At 72.8% G+C, this 15,545-nt stretch carries 14 protein-coding genes and 1 riboswitch; of the genes, 6 read left to right on the top strand and 8 right to left on the bottom strand.

The features are described 5' to 3' along the window. Positions 1 to 25: 25 nt before the first annotated feature. The 3 genes from Cco03nite_RS08525 to Cco03nite_RS42255 all read right to left on the bottom strand — a co-directional run bounded on the left by Cco03nite_RS08525 (position 26) and on the right by Cco03nite_RS42255 (position 2,659). Positions 26 to 721 (bottom strand): nucleotidyltransferase domain-containing protein, encoded by a 696-nt coding sequence (locus tag Cco03nite_RS08525; protein WP_239167212.1) that lies wholly within the window; start codon positions 719 to 721, stop codon positions 26 to 28. Then, positions 721 to 1,734 (bottom strand): L-glyceraldehyde 3-phosphate reductase, encoded by a 1,014-nt coding sequence (gene mgrA, locus Cco03nite_RS08520; RefSeq protein WP_275412016.1) that lies wholly within the window; start codon positions 1,732 to 1,734, stop codon positions 721 to 723. Before mgrA ends, Cco03nite_RS08525 begins: the two co-directional genes overlap by 1 nt. A gap of 112 nt (positions 1,735 to 1,846) precedes the next feature. After that, a complete protein-coding gene (locus Cco03nite_RS42255; protein ID WP_239167211.1) occupies positions 1,847 to 2,659 on the bottom strand; it encodes a hypothetical protein in 813 nt (270 codons plus the stop codon). 54 nt (positions 2,660 to 2,713) lie between these two features. Between Cco03nite_RS42255 and Cco03nite_RS42250 the strand changes: the two genes are divergently transcribed. Then, positions 2,714 to 3,304: an NUDIX domain-containing protein gene (locus tag Cco03nite_RS42250; RefSeq protein WP_239167210.1), complete on the top strand. Its 591-nt coding sequence runs from the start codon at positions 2,714 to 2,716 to the stop codon at positions 3,302 to 3,304. A gap of 10 nt (positions 3,305 to 3,314) precedes the next feature. Here the strand turns inward: Cco03nite_RS42250 and Cco03nite_RS08510 are convergent, their stop codons facing one another. Next, complete coding sequence (locus Cco03nite_RS08510; RefSeq protein ID WP_203690734.1) at positions 3,315 to 3,896, bottom strand: dihydrofolate reductase family protein; 582 nt, start codon at positions 3,894 to 3,896, stop codon at positions 3,315 to 3,317. Between the two features lie 177 nt (positions 3,897 to 4,073). Further along, entirely contained in the window at positions 4,074 to 4,925 is an 852-nt protein-coding gene (locus Cco03nite_RS08505; RefSeq protein WP_203690732.1) for a helix-turn-helix transcriptional regulator, read from the bottom strand. A gap of 103 nt (positions 4,926 to 5,028) precedes the next feature. Here Cco03nite_RS08505 and Cco03nite_RS08500 point away from each other — a divergent pair, with 103 nt between their 5' ends. Continuing rightward, positions 5,029 to 5,757, top strand: a complete 729-nt coding sequence (locus tag Cco03nite_RS08500; RefSeq protein ID WP_203690730.1) for an SDR family oxidoreductase — start codon at positions 5,029 to 5,031, stop codon at positions 5,755 to 5,757. 46 nt (positions 5,758 to 5,803) lie between these two features. Here the strand turns inward: Cco03nite_RS08500 and Cco03nite_RS08495 are convergent, their stop codons facing one another. Then, positions 5,804 to 6,277, bottom strand: coding sequence for a molybdenum cofactor biosysynthesis protein (locus Cco03nite_RS08495; RefSeq protein WP_203690728.1), 474 nt, complete (start codon positions 6,275 to 6,277; stop codon positions 5,804 to 5,806). A gap of 91 nt (positions 6,278 to 6,368) precedes the next feature. On the opposite strand from Cco03nite_RS08495, the gene Cco03nite_RS08490 reads away from it, so the two are divergent. The 3 genes from Cco03nite_RS08490 to gcvP all read left to right on the top strand — a co-directional run bounded on the left by Cco03nite_RS08490 (position 6,369) and on the right by gcvP (position 11,793). After that, positions 6,369 to 7,583 carry a cysteine desulfurase-like protein gene (locus Cco03nite_RS08490; protein ID WP_203690725.1) on the top strand — a complete coding sequence of 405 codons (1,215 nt, stop codon included), beginning with the start codon at positions 6,369 to 6,371 and terminating at the stop codon, positions 7,581 to 7,583. A 59-nt stretch (positions 7,584 to 7,642) separates the two neighbouring features. Beyond that, a complete protein-coding gene (locus Cco03nite_RS08485) occupies positions 7,643 to 8,620 on the top strand; it encodes a zinc-binding dehydrogenase (RefSeq protein WP_203690724.1) in 978 nt (325 codons plus the stop codon). A gap of 181 nt (positions 8,621 to 8,801) precedes the next feature. Continuing rightward, a riboswitch (glycine riboswitch) is annotated at positions 8,802 to 8,890 on the top strand. 98 nt (positions 8,891 to 8,988) lie between these two features. Continuing rightward, a complete protein-coding gene (gcvP, locus tag Cco03nite_RS08480) occupies positions 8,989 to 11,793 on the top strand; it encodes an aminomethyl-transferring glycine dehydrogenase (RefSeq protein ID WP_203690722.1) in 2,805 nt (934 codons plus the stop codon). 118 nt (positions 11,794 to 11,911) lie between these two features. On the opposite strand, the gene Cco03nite_RS08475 is transcribed toward gcvP, so the two are convergent. Continuing rightward, positions 11,912 to 12,109 (bottom strand): DUF5999 family protein, encoded by a 198-nt coding sequence (locus Cco03nite_RS08475; protein WP_120321268.1) that lies wholly within the window; start codon positions 12,107 to 12,109, stop codon positions 11,912 to 11,914. A 175-nt stretch (positions 12,110 to 12,284) separates the two neighbouring features. Here Cco03nite_RS08475 and Cco03nite_RS08470 point away from each other — a divergent pair, with 175 nt between their 5' ends. Next, complete coding sequence (locus Cco03nite_RS08470) at positions 12,285 to 13,493, top strand: chorismate-binding protein (RefSeq protein WP_203690720.1); 1,209 nt, start codon at positions 12,285 to 12,287, stop codon at positions 13,491 to 13,493. A gap of 254 nt (positions 13,494 to 13,747) precedes the next feature. Here Cco03nite_RS08470 and Cco03nite_RS08465 read toward each other — a convergent pair whose 3' ends face one another. Next, positions 13,748 to 15,487 (bottom strand): substrate-binding and VWA domain-containing protein, encoded by a 1,740-nt coding sequence (locus Cco03nite_RS08465; protein WP_203690718.1) that lies wholly within the window; start codon positions 15,485 to 15,487, stop codon positions 13,748 to 13,750. Positions 15,488 to 15,545: the final 58 nt, after the last annotated feature.

The raw sequence follows: 15,545 nt of genomic DNA, 5'->3' as shown, positions 1-15,545 counted from the left end.
AAGGCCACCCGATCGGCCGCCGCCGTCACCGAACGGCCGAGTCCAGCCCCTCTTCGCGTGCGCCCACCAGGAACTTCTCCACCGCGGCCCGGTCCGGCTCGGCCGGCAGCACAGTGTCCGCCGCCGCCCGCGCCAGGTCCGCGGAGCGCTCCTCGGCCAGCGCCGACACCTGCTCGAACGGCACCTCGCCGCGCTTGACCGACAGCATCAGCTCCCGCTCGTCGGACACGTCCACCAGCACCTCACCGAAACGCAGCACGTGCGCCCCGGCCCGCAGCAGCCGCAGCATGTGCATCGCCTGCTTCCAGCGCACCTCGCCGGTGCGCTCCCGGTGCGCCCGCAGCTTCGCGAACTGGTCCGCGGCGTAGCGGCCGTACGTCTCCGCGGCCCGGCTCGACAGGAACGCGCCGCGTACCGCCAGCAGCCGCTCGCCGGTCGGCGTGCACAGCTCGACCAGGGGCGACCACAGGCACTCCAGCACCGTCGGGTTCGCCGTCAGCGCCAGCGTGCACAGCCGCTCGACCTCCCAGGAGAACTGCTCCTCGGCCGGGCCGTCCACGTGCGTGGGCGGCTTGTCCAGGCCCCAGAACAGCCGGGTCGGCGCGACGAACACGCCCCGGCGGTCGGTGTCGGAGGCGGGGCCCGCGAGGCCGTACGCCCGCGAGCCCACCACCACCGACAGGATGCCGTGCTCGACGACGAGCTGATGCGCGTCCAGCACTAGATGACGATCTCCGCCTCGGTGGCGAACTGGTCGATCTCGGTCAGCTCCTCGGCGGTGAAGTCGAGGTCGCCCAGCGCGGCGATGTTGTCCTCCAGCTGGGCGACACTGGACGCGCCGATGACCAGGCTGGTCATGCGCTCGTCGCGCAGCGCCCAGGCCAGCGCCAGCTGCGCCAGCGACTGCCCGCGCCGCTGGGCGATCTCGTTGAGGCCCTCGACCTTGACCCGGTTGCTCGGGGTCAGCGCGTCCTCGTTGAGGAACCGGCTGGTCCGGATACGCGAGTCGGCCGGCACGCCCTTCAGGTAGCGGTCCGTGAGCAGGCCCTGCGCCAGCGGCGAGAACGAGATGCAGCCCGCGCCGACCTCCTCCAGGGTGTCCAGCAGCTGGTCGCGCTCGGTCCAGCGGTTGATCATCGAGTACGACGGCTGGTGGATCAGCAGCGGCGTGCCCAGCGACTTCAGGATGGCCGCGGCCTCGCGCGTCTGCGCCGAGGTGTACGAGGAGATGCCGACGTACAGCGCCTTTCCGGCCCGGACGGCCGCGTCCAGCGCGCCCATCGTCTCTTCCAGCGGCGTGTCCGGGTCGAAGCGGTGCGAGTAGAACACGTCGACGTAGTCCAGGCCCATGCGCCGCAGCGACTGGTCCAGGGACGCGGTCAGGTACTTGCGCGACCCCCACTCGCCGTACGGACCCGGCCACATGTCGTAGCCGGCCTTCGTTGCGATGACCAGCTCGTCCCGGTACGGCTTCAGATCCGTCGCCAGCATCCGGCCGAAGTTCTCCTCGGCCGCCCCCGGCGGCGGGCCGTAGTTGTTGGCCAGGTCGAAGTGCGTCACACCCAGGTCGAAGGCGCGGCGCACGATGTCGCGCTGGCGGTCCCACGGACGCTCGTGACCGAAGTTGTGCCACAGCCCCAGCGAGATCGCGGGCAGTTTCAGCCCGCTACGCCCGGTCCGGCGGTAAATCATGGACTCGTATCGCTTCGCGTCTGCCACGTACATGCCGATCAGCCTAGTCCGCCCGCCCGGAGCCCATCTCCGGTGCGTGCCGCGCTCGCAGTTTCGGGGAAACTGCAGCAATTCGGTCCGCGATTGCTGCAGTTTCCCCGAAAGTGTCCGCGGTTCAGGGGGCGTCGGTGAGGCAGAGGGTGACGACGTGGGTGCCGTCGTGCCAGCCCATCATCACGGTTTGTACGGGGGTGTTGCCGCAGGAGACGGATTGGGGGCCGTCCGGGCCGGTGGAGGGCAGGGTCAGGATGCCGGTGACGCGGTAGACGGCCCGTGCGTCGTCGCAGGCCACCAGCTGCGCCTGACCTGGGAGCATGAGGCCGGGCCGGGCGGGGCCGCCGTCGGAGGACGTCAGGCAGCGGCCGGTCAGCACGTCGGTGGGCGGCGGCGCGGGCTCACCGCGCGGCCGCAGGATCAGCGCGGCGACGACACCGACGGCGACCAGCGCGACGACGATCCGGCCGCCGATCGCGACCACCTGCAGGGCGGTATACCTGGCTTCGAACCTGCGAGCGCCCGCATCCGGCGGCCGGGGACCGCGCCGGAGGAAGACCCGGTGCCGCCACCGGCGGTGCAGCCGCGCGGCGGCGCCCAGGACGCGGGTGTACGCCCGCGAGGCCGTGACGAAAGCGGCGATGACGGCGAACAGGGTGACGCCCGCCGCGACGCCCCGCCCGGCCGGCGTGCCCGCGAACGGCCGGAGCAGCAGCGCGACGAAGGGCACGGCGACACAGGCCCACGCCACGATCCGGCCGGCCCCGGCCGGGCTGGGCGGCCGGCGTACCAGCCGCCGCATCGCCCCCGGCAGCCGCACATAGGACCACGCCACGCCCCCGGCCACCAGCACGGCCAGCGCGCCACCGGCGATCCGCTCGTCGCGCGGGCTCCCGGTCAGCAGCACGGCCGCCCAGCACAGCCACGCCAGCACCGCGCCGTCCGCGAGGCGGGACAGCCACGCGTTGCCGGCCTGGCCCAGGTTCCGGTGCAGCAGCTCGTGCTGCGGGTCCTGGGCCAGCGCGTCGATGAGCGTCCGGCCGCCCGCGGTGTAACGGCCCGTCCTGAGCTGCTCGACGGCCAGGTTGTTGCGCGCCGCGACGTGCTGCGGATCGAGCGCGAGCCTGAGATCTGGTACCGGAACCTGCCGACCTTCTCTGCCGCGGCAGGTGTTCTGATCACCGACGAGCGCGATCGACTTCTGCTGGTCAAACCGAACTATCGTGACCACTGGGCATTCCCCGGCGGGATGATCGAGGCGGGCGAGCCGCCGCACGTAGCCGCTGCCCGGGAGCTCACCGAGGAGATCGGCCTCAAGGCTGAGCCGGGCGGCCTGCTCGTCGTCGACTGGGCGCCGCCGATGGGCCATCGGCCGAGCGCGATCATGTACTACCTGTTCGATGGCGGATCTGTACACAGCGAGATCAACTTCGAGGCGGATCCGGAGGAGATCGAGCGGGCCGGGTTCTTCCCGCTCGACGAGTGCGTGACCCTGCTTCCTGGACATACCGCGACCCGGGCGACGGCGGCGATGGCGGCCAGGGCTTCCGGCCGCACCGCCCACCTGCCGAACATGTGAGCGGTTCGGGTCAGACCACGTCGTAGCCGAGCATGAGCACGCCGGTGCTCGTCGGAGTGCTGTCGACGAGGCGGAGCCGCTGCGGGCGGGGCATGTCGTCGAACAGTCGCTTGCCGGTGCCGAGCAGCAGCGGGTGCAGGAACAGCCGGTATCCGTCGACGAGGTCGGCGGCGATCAGCTCCCGCACGAGCACGCCGCTGCCGAGCACGGAGATCACCCCGTCGCCCTGGGCTTTGAGGTCGCGCGCCGCGTCGGCCAGGTCGCCCTGGAGCACCGTCGCACCGGGCCAGTCCAGGGCGGTCAGGGTTCGGGACGCGACGTGTTTGGGGGTGGCGTTGAGGTGGGCCGCCATCGGGTTCGCGTCGGGCTGGGCGGGCCAGAACGCGGCCATCTTCTCGTAGGTGCGCCGCCCGAACAGGTATGCCGTGGTGTCCTTGAGCCCTTCACCGGCCGCCGACGCCTGGACCTCGTCGAAGTACGGTGCGGCCCAGCCGCCGTGCTCGAAGCCGCCGTCGCGGTCCTCGTCCGGGGAGCCGAGGCTCTGCATGACCCCGTCCAGCGTCACGAACTCGATGACCATCAGCTTGCGCATCTGTCTCTCCCTGCCACTCGCGGCCGACCGCGCCGACCCGTCCCCCTCTGTACGAACGAGCGGCCGCCGGATCGACACCACAACCGCCGACGCGTAACCCCGAGCCCGCCCAAGGACCGCAAGCCCAAGCCGTGATCGCGCCTGGCACGGCCCCGGCAGGGGCGGTTCGGTGGGGAGTCAGGCGAGGTGGTCCGCCGGCCATTGGGTGCCGACGACGCCGAGTAGTTTGAGGGCCTCGGCGGAGGGGGTGCCGGGGGTGGCGGTGTAGACGATCAGGCGTTGGCCGTGGCCGGCGACGTCCAGGACCTCGCACTCCAGGGTCAGTTCGCCGACCACGGGATGGCGGACCTGCTTGGTCGTCGAGCCGCGTCGTACGTACACCCGCAGCTGCTCCCACCGCCGGACGAACTCCGGGCTGGCCGCGCGCAGCCGGGCGATCAGGCCGTGGATGCCGGGGTCCCGCGGATACTGGGCGGCGGCGGCGCGCAGCTCGGCGACGCACTCGTCGGCGAAGGCGGACGACTGCGGGTCGGCCAGGGCGATCGCGCTCAGCTCGCTGCCGAACATGTTCCACAGCATGTTGCGCCGGCCGGGCGGCCAGGTCGTCGGGTCGCCGAGCAGGGCGGCGGCCATCGGGTTCCAGGCGAGGATCTCGTACTTGACGTCGATGACGTACGCGGGGGTGTCGTCGAGCCGGTCGAGCAGGTGCAGGATGCCCGCGGGCACGTCGGGGCTGGGGCCGGTCGGCGGGGCGGGCAGCTCGCCGGCCAGGTGGTACAGGTGCGCGCGCTCGTCGTCGGACAGTCGCAGGGCGCGGGCCAGCGCGGACAGCACCTGCCGCGACGGGCGCGGGCCGCGGGCCTGTTCCAGCCGCGTGTAGTAGTCGACCGAGATCCCGGCGAGCCGGGCCGCCTCCTCGCGTCGCAGGCCGGGTGTGCGGCGCCGGGTCCCGGCGGGCAGTCCCACGTCGCCGGGCTGCACGCGGGCGCGGCGGCTCTGCAGGAACTCGGCGAGCTGGCGGCGATCCATGCCGCCATCATGCGCCGGGCGCGCCGCGGCCATCCAGGGACCGCCGGTCCCTGGTTACGCCGTGCTCTCCTCACCGGGCGGGGAACGCCGCAGGCTCGGCAGCATGAGCGAACCGAAGATCGCCCTCGTGACGGGGGCCAACAAGGGAATCGGGTACGAGATCGCGCGAGGGCTCGGCCTGGCCGGGGTGACGGTGCTGGTCGGCGCGCGTGATGCGCACCATGGCTCGGTCGCGGTCGAGAAGCTGGCCGCGGAGGGGATCACCGCCACGGCTCTGGAGCTGGACGTGACCGATCCGGGATCGGTGTCGGCGGCCGCGGCCCGGATCGAGCTGGCGCACGGCCGCCTCGACATCCTGGTGAACAACGCGGGCATCCTGCTCGAACGCGGCCAGCGGCCCAGCGCGATGCCGGTGGAGGTGCTGGAGCGGACCTTCGCCACCAACGTGCACGCCGTGGTGCGGGTGACCAACGCGCTGCTGCCGCTGCTGCGGCGTGCCCCGGCGGGGCGGATCGTCAACCTGTCCAGCGGGCTGGGCTCGCTCGCGCTGACCAGCGACCCGGACGGGCCGTACGCGCCGTTCCCGCTGCTGGCGTACAACGCGTCGAAGAGCGCGCTGAACTCGGTCACCGTCTCCTACGCCAACGAGCTGCGCGGCACGGCGATCAAGGTGAACGCGGCCGATCCCGGCTACTGCGCGACCGACCTCAACGGCCACGCCGGACCGCGTACGCCCGCGCAGGGCGCGGCTGTCGCGGTGCGGCTCGCCACGCTGCCGGACGACGGCCCGACCGCGGGCTTCTTCAGCGAGGACGGCTCCGAACCCTGGTGAGAACCGCGTGCGCAGGCGGTCTGCGACGGGCTGCCTGCGCGCGGGGTCAGCCGACGATCGAGACCTGGACCGGGCCGACGCGCAGGATGCCGTCGTCGAGGGGCGTGCAGCGAATGCCGCCGTGGCCGCGTAGGGTCCGCCAGGCTCCGGGGCCGATGGTCACGTCCATCCAGGCGCAGGGGTGGGCCGGGCGGTTGACGCGCAGGCGCACCGGCCCGTCCCCGGAGTCGAGCACCAGCACCGAGCCGACCAGCTCGTCGACGGCGATGCCGCTGGTCAGGATGTTGCGCCGGACGTGGGTCAGGTCCGCGCCGGGCGGCAGCGACTCCTGCGCGATCACGGTCACGCTCGCGTCCCGGTGCGCCTGCCTGCCGAAGTAGCGGTCGCCGACGATGCCGAGCTGCGCCCGGATCCGTACCTGCTCGACCAGCTCACCCGGCGGCGCGGGCGACGGCCCGTCCGCGGGCCGCCCCTGAAACCGCCGCACCCCCGACGCCAGCAGCTGCACGATCTCCGCCACCAGCCCACCCTACGACCGCGGCTGCGCACGTGGCGCGGACACCGGCCGTTTGGATCATGACGGCGAGTGGGCGGGTGGTTAGGGTGGCGGCATGGCGTTCGACATCGCGCGGGCTCGCGATGCATACCCGGCCCTGGGTGAGGGTTTCCGGCACTTCGACGCGGCCGCGGGCTCGCTGGTCGCCGAGCCGGTCGCGCAGGCGGTCGACGCCGTCTACCGGGGTGCGGTGGCCAACCGCAGCGACGCGTTCGCGCCCGGCCGGCGCGCGATCGGGATCGTCGCGGACGCCCGCCGCGCGGTCGCCGACCTGCTCGGCGCGGACCCGGCCGGGGTGGTCTTCGGCAACAGCGCGACGTCGCTGGTGTACCTGGTGGCCCGCACGCTCGGCCAGTCGTGGGGCCCGGACGACGAGGTGGTCGTCTCGCGGCTGGACCACGACTCGAACGTGCGCCCGTGGGTGCAGGTCGCCGAGGAGCAGGGCGCGACCGTGCGCTGGGCCGAGTTCGACCCGGCCACCGGCGAGCTGCCGACCTGGCAGTACAAGGACCTGATCAACGACCGGACCCGGCTCGTCGCGGTGACCGCGGGCAGCAACGCGATCGGCACCCGGCCGGACGTGGCCGCCGTCGCCGCGATCGCGCACGCCGCCGGGGCGCTGGTGTTCGTGGACGGCGTGCACGCGACGCCGCACCAGCCGACCGACGTGGCGGCGCTCGGTGCGGACTTCTACGTGACCAGCGCGTACAAGTGGTCCGGCCCGCACCTGGCCGCCTGCGCCGCGGACCCGGCGCTGTGGGCCGGAATGTTCCCGGCGAAGCTGCGCCCGTCCAGTGACGCGGTGCCGGAGCGCTTCGAGTTCGGTACGCCGAGCTTCGCGTCCCTGGCCGGGGTCACCGCCGCCGTCGACCACCTGGCGGGCCTCGACCCGGCCGCGACCGGGTCTCGGCGTGAGCGCCTGCTGACCTCCCTGGCCGCGGTACGCGACTACGAGGCGGAGCTGTTCGCTCGGCTCGTGGACGGGCTCGCCGCGATCGACGGGGTGTCGCTGTGCCCGGCCCCGGCCGACCGGTGCCCGACGGTGTCGTTCCGGGTCGGCTCGACGCACCCGGCCGAGACGTCCAGGGCGCTCGGCGACGCGGGGATCTGCGCGTTCGCCGGGGACTACTACGCGTGGGAGTACTTCCACACGATGGGCCTGCGGGACTCCGGCGGCGCGGTGCGGGCCGGGATCTACCACTACACGACGGCCGAGGATGTCGACGTGCTCCTGGACGCGGTCCGCGCGCTGGCCAAACAGGCGGCTTGACCTCAAGTGCACTTGAGCTCTTAGCGTCGGCGGCAACCGACGCACACCCAGGAGCGCCCATGCACGCCATCCGGCAGTACGAGTTCGGCCCCGCCGAGAACCTGCGCTTCGAGGAGGTCCCCGACCCGGTCCCCGGCGAAGGGCAGGTGCTGATCGAGGTCGAGGCGGCCGGCGTACACCTCATCGACACGACGATCCGCTCCGGCGGTCCGGGGCCGTTGCCGCCGCCGGCGCTGCCGATGACGCCGGGCCGCGAGGTCGCCGGCCGGGTGGCGGGCACCGGGCCGGGCGTCGACCCGGCGTGGCAGGGCCGCCGCGTGGTCGCGTACCTGGGCATGACCAGCGGGGGGTACGCCGCGCGCGCGGTCGCCGCCGTCGCCTCCCTGCACGAGATCCCCGAGCGGCTGTCCGCCCCCGCCGCCGTGGCGATGATCGGCACGGGCCGGACCGCGGTCGGCGTGCTGCGCCTGGCGCGGCTGAGCGAGCAGGACGCGGTGCTGGTCACCGGCGCGGCGGGCGGCCTGGGCACGCTGCTCGTGCAGGCGGCGCAGCGGGCCGGGGCGCTGGTCGTCGGCGCGGCGGGCGGCCCGGACAAGGTGGCCCGGGTGCAGCGCAACGGGGCCGACGTCGCGGTCGACTACCTGGATTCCGGCTGGGCCGGGAAGGTGCGCGCCGAGCTGGGCGAGCGCGACCTGACCGTGGTGCTCGACGGCGTCGGCGGCGAGCAGGGCCGCGCGGCCCTGGAACTGCTCGCCCCGCTCGGCCGCTTCCTGATCTTCGGCGGGTCCGCGGGCGCGCCGACCCAGCTCACCACCCAGGACCTGTACGCCCGCGGGATCGTCGCCTCCTCGGCGATCGGCCCCGCCATGATGAAGCTCTCGGGCGGCCTGCGCCCGCTGGAGGAGCAGGCCCTGCGCGACGCCGCCGAGGGCTGGTTCACCCCGGCGATCACCCCGTTCCCGCTCGCCGAAGCGGCCCGTGCCCACACCGCCCTGGAGACCCGGGCCACCGTCGGCAAGGTCGTCCTGGTCCCCTGAGTCCCGTCCCGCCCTCGATCATCCGACTTGCCTGGCACATGTGTGAATGGGTTCGCAAGATACGCACAGGTGCCGGGCAAGTCGAGCGATCATGGGGCGTCCGGGGGCCGGGCGGGCGGCGTGGTGAGTGGTGTGGGTTACGGTGCCGCAGCACACGTGCTGGTAGCGTGGGCGGTGCCGGCACACCCGTGTGGGAGAGTCCGCGTAAAGCGGCGCCGAAGGGGCAATTCCTCCCCGGAACCTCTCAGGCACCCGAACCGCACGGGCATGGCGACTCTGGAGCGGCGCGACCGCCGTGGCGAGGCTCACGAGCATCGCCCGTGACAGAGGGGGAGGGCTATCCATAGTCCTCGACCCCGGAGCACACATTGAGCGCCTTCGTAGAACGCCACATCGGTCCCGGTTCCGCCCAGACCGAGCGCATGCTCAACGCCATCGGCTACTCCTCGATCGAGGAACTGATGGACGCCGCCATCCCCGAGGTGATCCGCTGGCACGGCGCGCTGGACCTGCCCGCCGCCGCCACCGAGGCCGAGACCATCGCCGAGCTGCGCGCCTTCGCCGACCGCAACACCGTCGCCACCTCCATGATCGGCCTGGGCTACTACGGCACCCACGTGCCCGGCGTGATCAAGCGCAACGTGCTGGAGAGCCCGGCCTGGTACACGGCCTACACGCCGTACCAGCCGGAGATCAGCCAGGGCCGGCTGGAGGCCCTGCTCAACTTCCAGACCGTGGTCACCGACCTCACCGGCCTGGCCACCGCGAACGCCTCCATGCTCGACGAGGGCACCGCCGCCGCCGAGGCGATGACGCTGGCCCGGCGCTCGTCGAAGAGCAAGAGCAACGTGTTCGTCGTCGACGCCGACACGCTGCCGCAGACCATCGACGTGATCGCCACCCGGGCCGAGCCGCTCGGCATCGAGGTCCGCGTGCTCGACCTGGACACCGAGGAGCTGCCCGAGCAGTTCTTCGGCCTGCAGCTGCAGTACCCGGGCGCGTCCGGCGCGCTGCGTGACCACGCCGCCCTGATCGAGACCGCGCACGCCCGCCAGGCCCTGGTGTCGGTGGCCGCGGACCTGCTGGCGCTGACCCTGGTCCGCGCCCCGGGCAGCATCGGCGCGGACATCGCCTGCGGCAGCGCCCAGCGCTTCGGCGTGCCGATGGGCTTCGGCGGCCCGCACGCCGGCTACCTCGCGGTGCGCGCCGGCCTGGAGCGCTCGCTGCCCGGCCGCCTGGTGGGCGTCTCCAAGGACGCCGACGGCACCCGCGCCTACCGGCTCGCCCTGCAGACCCGTGAGCAGCACATCCGCCGCGAGAAGGCGACCAGCAACATCTGCACCGCGCAGGTGCTGCTCGCCGTCATGGCCAGCATGTACGCCGTCTACCACGGCCCCGACGGGCTGCGGAAGATCGCCCGGCACGCCCACGACAGCGCGAGCCGCCTGGCGGTCAGCCTGCTCACCGGCGGCGTCGAGATCGCGCACACCGCGTTCTTCGACACGATCACCGCGGTCGTGCCGGGCCGCGCGCAGACCGTGGTCGCCGCCGCCGAGCGCGACGGGATCAACCTGCGCCTGGTCGACGCCGACCGGGTGAGCGTGTCCTGCGACGAGACCACCACGGTCGCGCACCTGAAGGCGGTCTGCGCCGCGTTCGGCGTGGCGCTGGCCGAGCCGCGCCAGGCCGGCGCGATCCCGGCGGAGCTGGCCCGCGACACCGAGTTCCTGACCCACGAGGTGTTCTCGAGCCACCACAGCGAGACGGCGATGCTGCGCTACCTGCGCCGCCTGTCGGACCTGGACTACGCGCTGGACCGGGGCATGATCCCGCTGGGCTCGTGCACCATGAAGCTCAACGCCACCACCGAGATGGAGGCCGTCACCTGGCCCGAGTTCGGGTCGCTGCACCCGTTCGCGCCGCAGCACCAGACCGCCGGCTACCGCGACATGATCGCGCAGCTGGAGGGCTGGCTGGCCGAGGTCACCGGGTACGACGCGGTCAGCGTGCAGCCGAACGCCGGCTCCCAGGGCGAGCTGGCCGGTCTGCTGGCGATCCGGGCGTACCACCGCGCCAACGGCGAGGCCCACCGCGACGTGTGCCTGATCCCGTCCAGCGCGCACGGCACCAACGCGGCCAGCGCCGTGATGGCCGGCATGCGCGTGGTCGTGGTGGCCTGCGACGACTCCGGCAACGTGGACCTGGTCGACCTGGACCGGGCGATCGACAAGCACCGCGACGACCTCGCCGCGATCATGGTCACCTACCCGTCCACGCATGGCGTGTACGAGACCGGCATCGCCTCGCTGTGCGCCAAGGTGCACGAGGCGGGCGGCCAGGTGTACGTCGACGGCGCGAACCTCAACGCGCTGGTCGGCTTCGCCAAGCCGGGCAAGTTCGGCGCGGACGTGTCGCACCTGAACCTGCACAAGACGTTCTGCATCCCGCACGGCGGCGGCGGCCCCGGCGTCGGCCCGGTGGCCGTGCGCGCGCACCTGGCCCCGTACCTGCCGGGCACCAAGGACGTGTCGGCGATCAGCGCGGCCCCGCACGGGAGCGCCGGCATCCTGCCCATCCCGTGGGCGTACCTGCGCATGATGGGCCCGGACGGCCTGGCGGCCGCGACCGGCACCGCGGTGCTGGCGGCCAACTACGTCGCGGCCCGGCTGAAGGAGCACTACCCGGTGCTGTACAGCGGCAACAAGGGCCTGGTCGCCCACGAGTGCATCCTCGACCTGCGGCCGATCACCAAGGCCACCGGCGTGACCGTCGACGACGTGGCCAAGCGCCTGATCGACTACGGCTTCCACGCGCCGACGATGTCGTTCCCGGTTGCCGGCACCCTGATGGTGGAGCCGACCGAGAGCGAGGACCTGGGCGAGCTGGACCGCTTCGTGAACGCGATGATCTCGATCCGCCGCGAGATCGACAAGGTCGGCGCGGGGGAGTGGCCGGCCGAGGACAACCCGCTGGTCAACGCGCCGCACACGGCGTCGATGGTGACCGGGGACTCCTGGGAGCACGCGTACCCGCGTTCGGTCGCGGCCTACCCGGGTCTGGTGAGCGCGTCGGAGCGCGCCGGAAAGTACTGGCCGCCGGTCCGGCGCATCGACGGCGCCTTCGGGGACCGGAACCTGGTGTGCTCGTGCCCGCCGCCGGAGGCGTTCGCCTGAGGCCTGCTGCCGCCGGCCCGGGGAGGCGTCCTGGTGACGCGGGCTTCGGGCCGGCTCGGCGGGTGTTCTAATGATCTTTCGGGGCGCTTCGTCGCGCCCCGGGTCTTCGCCGTTAGGGTCAGGCCATGGCGTGCACCGCGGGACCGCGGTGCGGGGCGATGCTCGACCCGTCGGGGAGCAGCTCGCCGGTGTCCTCGAAGACGATGACGCCGTTGCAGAGCAGGCTCCAGCCCTGCTCAGGGAAGGACGCGACGACCTTGGCGGCGTCGTGGTCGATCGCGTCGGCTGAGGGGCAGACCGGTTGGTGCTGGCACAACATCGGGGTTCTCCGCGATTCGGTTAGGGGTGGTGGCGTTGGAAGCTCGATCCGAGACCGTCCGTCGCCGGTGTGCTGTCGATCACAACAGTGACGCACGCTACCAAGCCGAACGAGCCTTTTACGAGCAGGTAACGCAGGCCCTTTCTAGATATCAACCTTTCGGACGAGCGGAATGAAGCCAGTCGGTCTAGCCCCCACCCACGGGACGGCCAGGGATATTCCCGGCATTCCGGCGACCTGCCGTGACCAGGCATGGGAACGCTCCCGGCTGGAGTGGCGTGTGGGCGATCCGGGCGATCCGGCCACGCTGGTGGAGAACTTCCTGGCCCGCCACGGGCTGCCGGTCGGCGACCTGTCCGGGCCGTCCCTGGCGGGGCTGGCCCACGAGGTCTGCGGCGCCGCGCTGTTCGTGTCCGCGGCGGGCGGGGCCGCCATGATCGGCGGCTGCCCCGGGGCGCCCAGCCCCGCGCCGGCCGTGCCCGACGTGGTCGTCGTGGTATACGAACACACGGCAAACCTACGCCTCCAGGAGCCGTCCGCGGGCCACCTCGGCCGAACGGTGGGGGCGTGGCGGCTCGGCCCGTGGCGGCCCTCCTGGAGCCCTTCGCGCCATGCCGAGGCGGTGGAGTCGGTCCGCGAGGCCATCGCCCGCGGCGACGTTTACCAGGTCAACATGGTCGGCCACGCCGCCGCCGGGTACGGCGGCGACCCGCTGCCCGCGCTGCGCCGGCTCATGCGCCTGCCCGGGGCCCGCTACGCCGGGATCCTGCAGGGCGACGGCTGGGCGATCGGCTGCGCCTCCCCGGAGACGCTGCTGGAGGTCCGTGGCGGGCACGCCGTCACCCGGCCCATCAAAGGCACCACGCCGGCCACCGAAGCCGGCCGTGCCGAGCTGCTCTCCTCGCCCAAGGAGCGCGCCGAACACATCATGATCGTCGACCTGCAGCGCAACGACCTGTCCCACGTCGCGCAGACCGGCACGGTACGGGTGCCCGAGCTGTTCGCGGTGCGCCGCTGGGCCGACCTGTGGCAGGCCGAGTCGGAGGTGACCGCGCTGCTGCGGCCCGGCACCGGCCTGGCTGAGCTGCTCCGGGCGATCTGCCCCGGCGGCTCGGTCACCGGCGCGCCCAAGCTCGCCGCGCTGCGCGAGATCGCCGCCCTGGAGCCGGTCGGCCGCGGCGTCAGCATGGGCGCGCTCGGCTGGATCGGCCCCGACGGCATCGACCTCGGCCTGACCATCCGCACGGTCGCCGCCGACGGCCAGGACCTGCACATCTGGGCCGGCGGCGGCATCACCATCGACTCCGACCCCGCCGCCGAGGTAGCCGAAGCCGCCGCCAAAGCCGCCCCCGTCCGCGCCGCCCTCCACGGCCTCCTCTGACACCGCCCCGCCCGTCCCGCCGCCCCGCCCGTCCCGCCGCCCCGCCCCGCCGCGCCTGCGCCGCGCTCCGCCCGTCATAGACGTTGGCCTATCTCATTGAGTTTCTCGCGACCAAAGTCGATGAGATAGGCCAACGTCGACGTAAAGCGCGTCGACGTAAAGCGCGAGCCGCGCCGGCGGGCGCCCCGTGTGGAGGGCGGCCGCCGGCGCGGCTCGGTCGTGCGGGCGGGGCCGGGCGGGTGCCCGGCCGTCGGTCACTGGAAGTCGAAGATGGCGGCGCGGAGGACGGCGCCGATGTCGTACGAGCGCTCGGAGCTGTACGTGCTGACCTTGGTGGCGGCCGAGATCTTGGCGAGGGCCTCGCTGTTGGAGGGCTTGCCCAGGGCGATGGTGACGACCTTGACCGGCCGCTCCTTGTCCGCGCCGTTGATCTTCTCGATCAGCTGCTCGAGCTTGAGGCCCTGCAGCTGGTCGTCGTCCGCGCCGTCGGACAGCAGCACGATCATGTTCGTCGCGCCCGGCACGTAGTTCTTCTGCATGGACTGGTACGCCGCCCACACCGTGTCGTACATGCCGGTGGCGCCACCCGGCTCCAGGCCCTTGAGCTTGGACGTGAGCTGGTCGCGCCGGGGCTTGCCGGAGACATCCTCGGTCATCTTGCCCAGCGGCACGAGTTCCTTGTACGCCCGGTTGCCGGTCTGCTTGGACGAGAAGCTCCACAGCCCGACCTGCGCGTCGTCGCCGAACATGTCGACGGCTTCCTGCGCGCCCGCCTTGGTCAGGTCGAGCTTGGTCTGGCCGCCGGTGCCCCGCACCACGCCGCCCATGGAGCCCGACACGTCGAGCACCAGCAGCATGTTGGTGGGGCGGGTGAGCGCGGTCCAGGTCTCCGTCGTCTTGGTGATCGACTCGGTGAGCAGCACGCCGCCCGGCAGGGCGGTGAGCTTGCTGATCACGCCGTTGGCGGTGGACAGCTGCGGGCCGGGCTGGCGGTTGGAGTCGCGGTAGCCCTGCTTCTGCACCTCGCCGCGGGCGGCGTCGCCGCGCAGGTAGCCCAGGAACGCCTCGGCCGCGGCGGAGCGCTGCGGGCTGGTCCAGGAGGCGTTCCTGAGCACCAGGTACGGGTTGTCGGCCTCGGTGGTGGCGTTCTGCGGGTAGACGGCCACCAGCTGCAGGTCGGGGTGCTCGGTGTTGTGCCGGACCACGTCCTGCTCCAGGGCCGGGAACGCGTTCACCGTCTTGCCGCCGCTGCTGACGAACTCGGCGAACAGCTCCTCGGTGGTCGTCCGGTACAGCGCCATGCGCTGCTCCAGCGCGAAGACGCGGCCCAGCTCCTCCGGGTCGACCTCGGTGTTGTCGTCGGCGTCGATGATCGCCGACAGGGCCAGCAGGCCGGCCGTGGACGCCGCCGGGTCGCTCATGCCGACCTTGACGGAGCTGTCCTTGGCGAGCTTGTCGAGCAGGTCCTTCCAGTCGAGCTTCGCGTCGGGCCAGCCGAGCTTCTCGGCTGCGGCCTTCGGCATGGCGATGACCACGGGCGTACGCGCCACGCTCGGCAGCCGGTCCGGCAGGACCTTGTCGGCTGCCTCGCTGGTGGCGGCGGCCGCCTTCACCCAGGCGCTGGACGGCGGGACCCACACGTCGGGAGCCGGGCCGGAGACGGCCGTGTCCCATTCGCGGGCCAGCGCGCGCACGGTCGCGGCGGTGTCCTGCTCGCCGATCGTCACCGAGGCACAGACGCCGTCGACCGACGGGTTGGTCTCGGCCCACTTGCCGGCCAGCGCGCGCAGCAGGTTGGCGGTTCCCGGTTCGGCCACGACAGTGGCCTGGGTGCTGCCGCTGCACGAGTCCTTGATGACGTACACGTAGCCGATGGTCGCACCGGAACCGATCAGCACGAGCGCCGTCGGGATGACGATCCACGGTGCGATGCTGCGGCGACGGCCACCACCGCGCCGGTGCGATCGGACCGTGGAGTTACGGCCGTTCGGCATCGGGGCCTCCGCTTTCGAGGGGTGTCGAGGGGGGTGAGAGAGGGGTGTTGCGCACCAC

Source organism: Catellatospora coxensis (assembly GCF_016862635.1).
Lineage (GTDB): Bacteria > Actinomycetota > Actinomycetes > Mycobacteriales > Micromonosporaceae > Catellatospora > Catellatospora coxensis.
The sequence above is the reverse complement of the archived record's forward strand: the minus strand, read 5'-3'. Positions and strand labels throughout refer to the sequence as shown.

What these genes read in the sequence shown, in the direction of transcription:
- Cco03nite_RS08510 (WP_203690734.1), bottom strand. Translation starts at nt 3,896, where the DNA reads ATGCGCAAGCTGATGGTCATCGAGTTCGTGACGCTGGACGGGGTCATG.
- Cco03nite_RS08505 (WP_203690732.1), bottom strand. Translation starts at nt 4,925, where the DNA reads ATGGATCGCCGCCAGCTCGCCGAGTTCCTGCAGAGCCGCCGCGCCCGC.
- Cco03nite_RS08500 (WP_203690730.1), top strand. Translation starts at nt 5,029, where the DNA reads ATGAGCGAACCGAAGATCGCCCTCGTGACGGGGGCCAACAAGGGAATC.
- Cco03nite_RS08490 (WP_203690725.1), top strand. Translation starts at nt 6,369, where the DNA reads ATGGCGTTCGACATCGCGCGGGCTCGCGATGCATACCCGGCCCTGGGT.
- Cco03nite_RS08485 (WP_203690724.1), top strand. Translation starts at nt 7,643, where the DNA reads ATGCACGCCATCCGGCAGTACGAGTTCGGCCCCGCCGAGAACCTGCGC.
- Cco03nite_RS08470 (WP_203690720.1), top strand. Translation starts at nt 12,285, where the DNA reads ATGAAGCCAGTCGGTCTAGCCCCCACCCACGGGACGGCCAGGGATATT.
- Cco03nite_RS08465 (WP_203690718.1), bottom strand. Translation starts at nt 15,487, where the DNA reads ATGCCGAACGGCCGTAACTCCACGGTCCGATCGCACCGGCGCGGTGGT.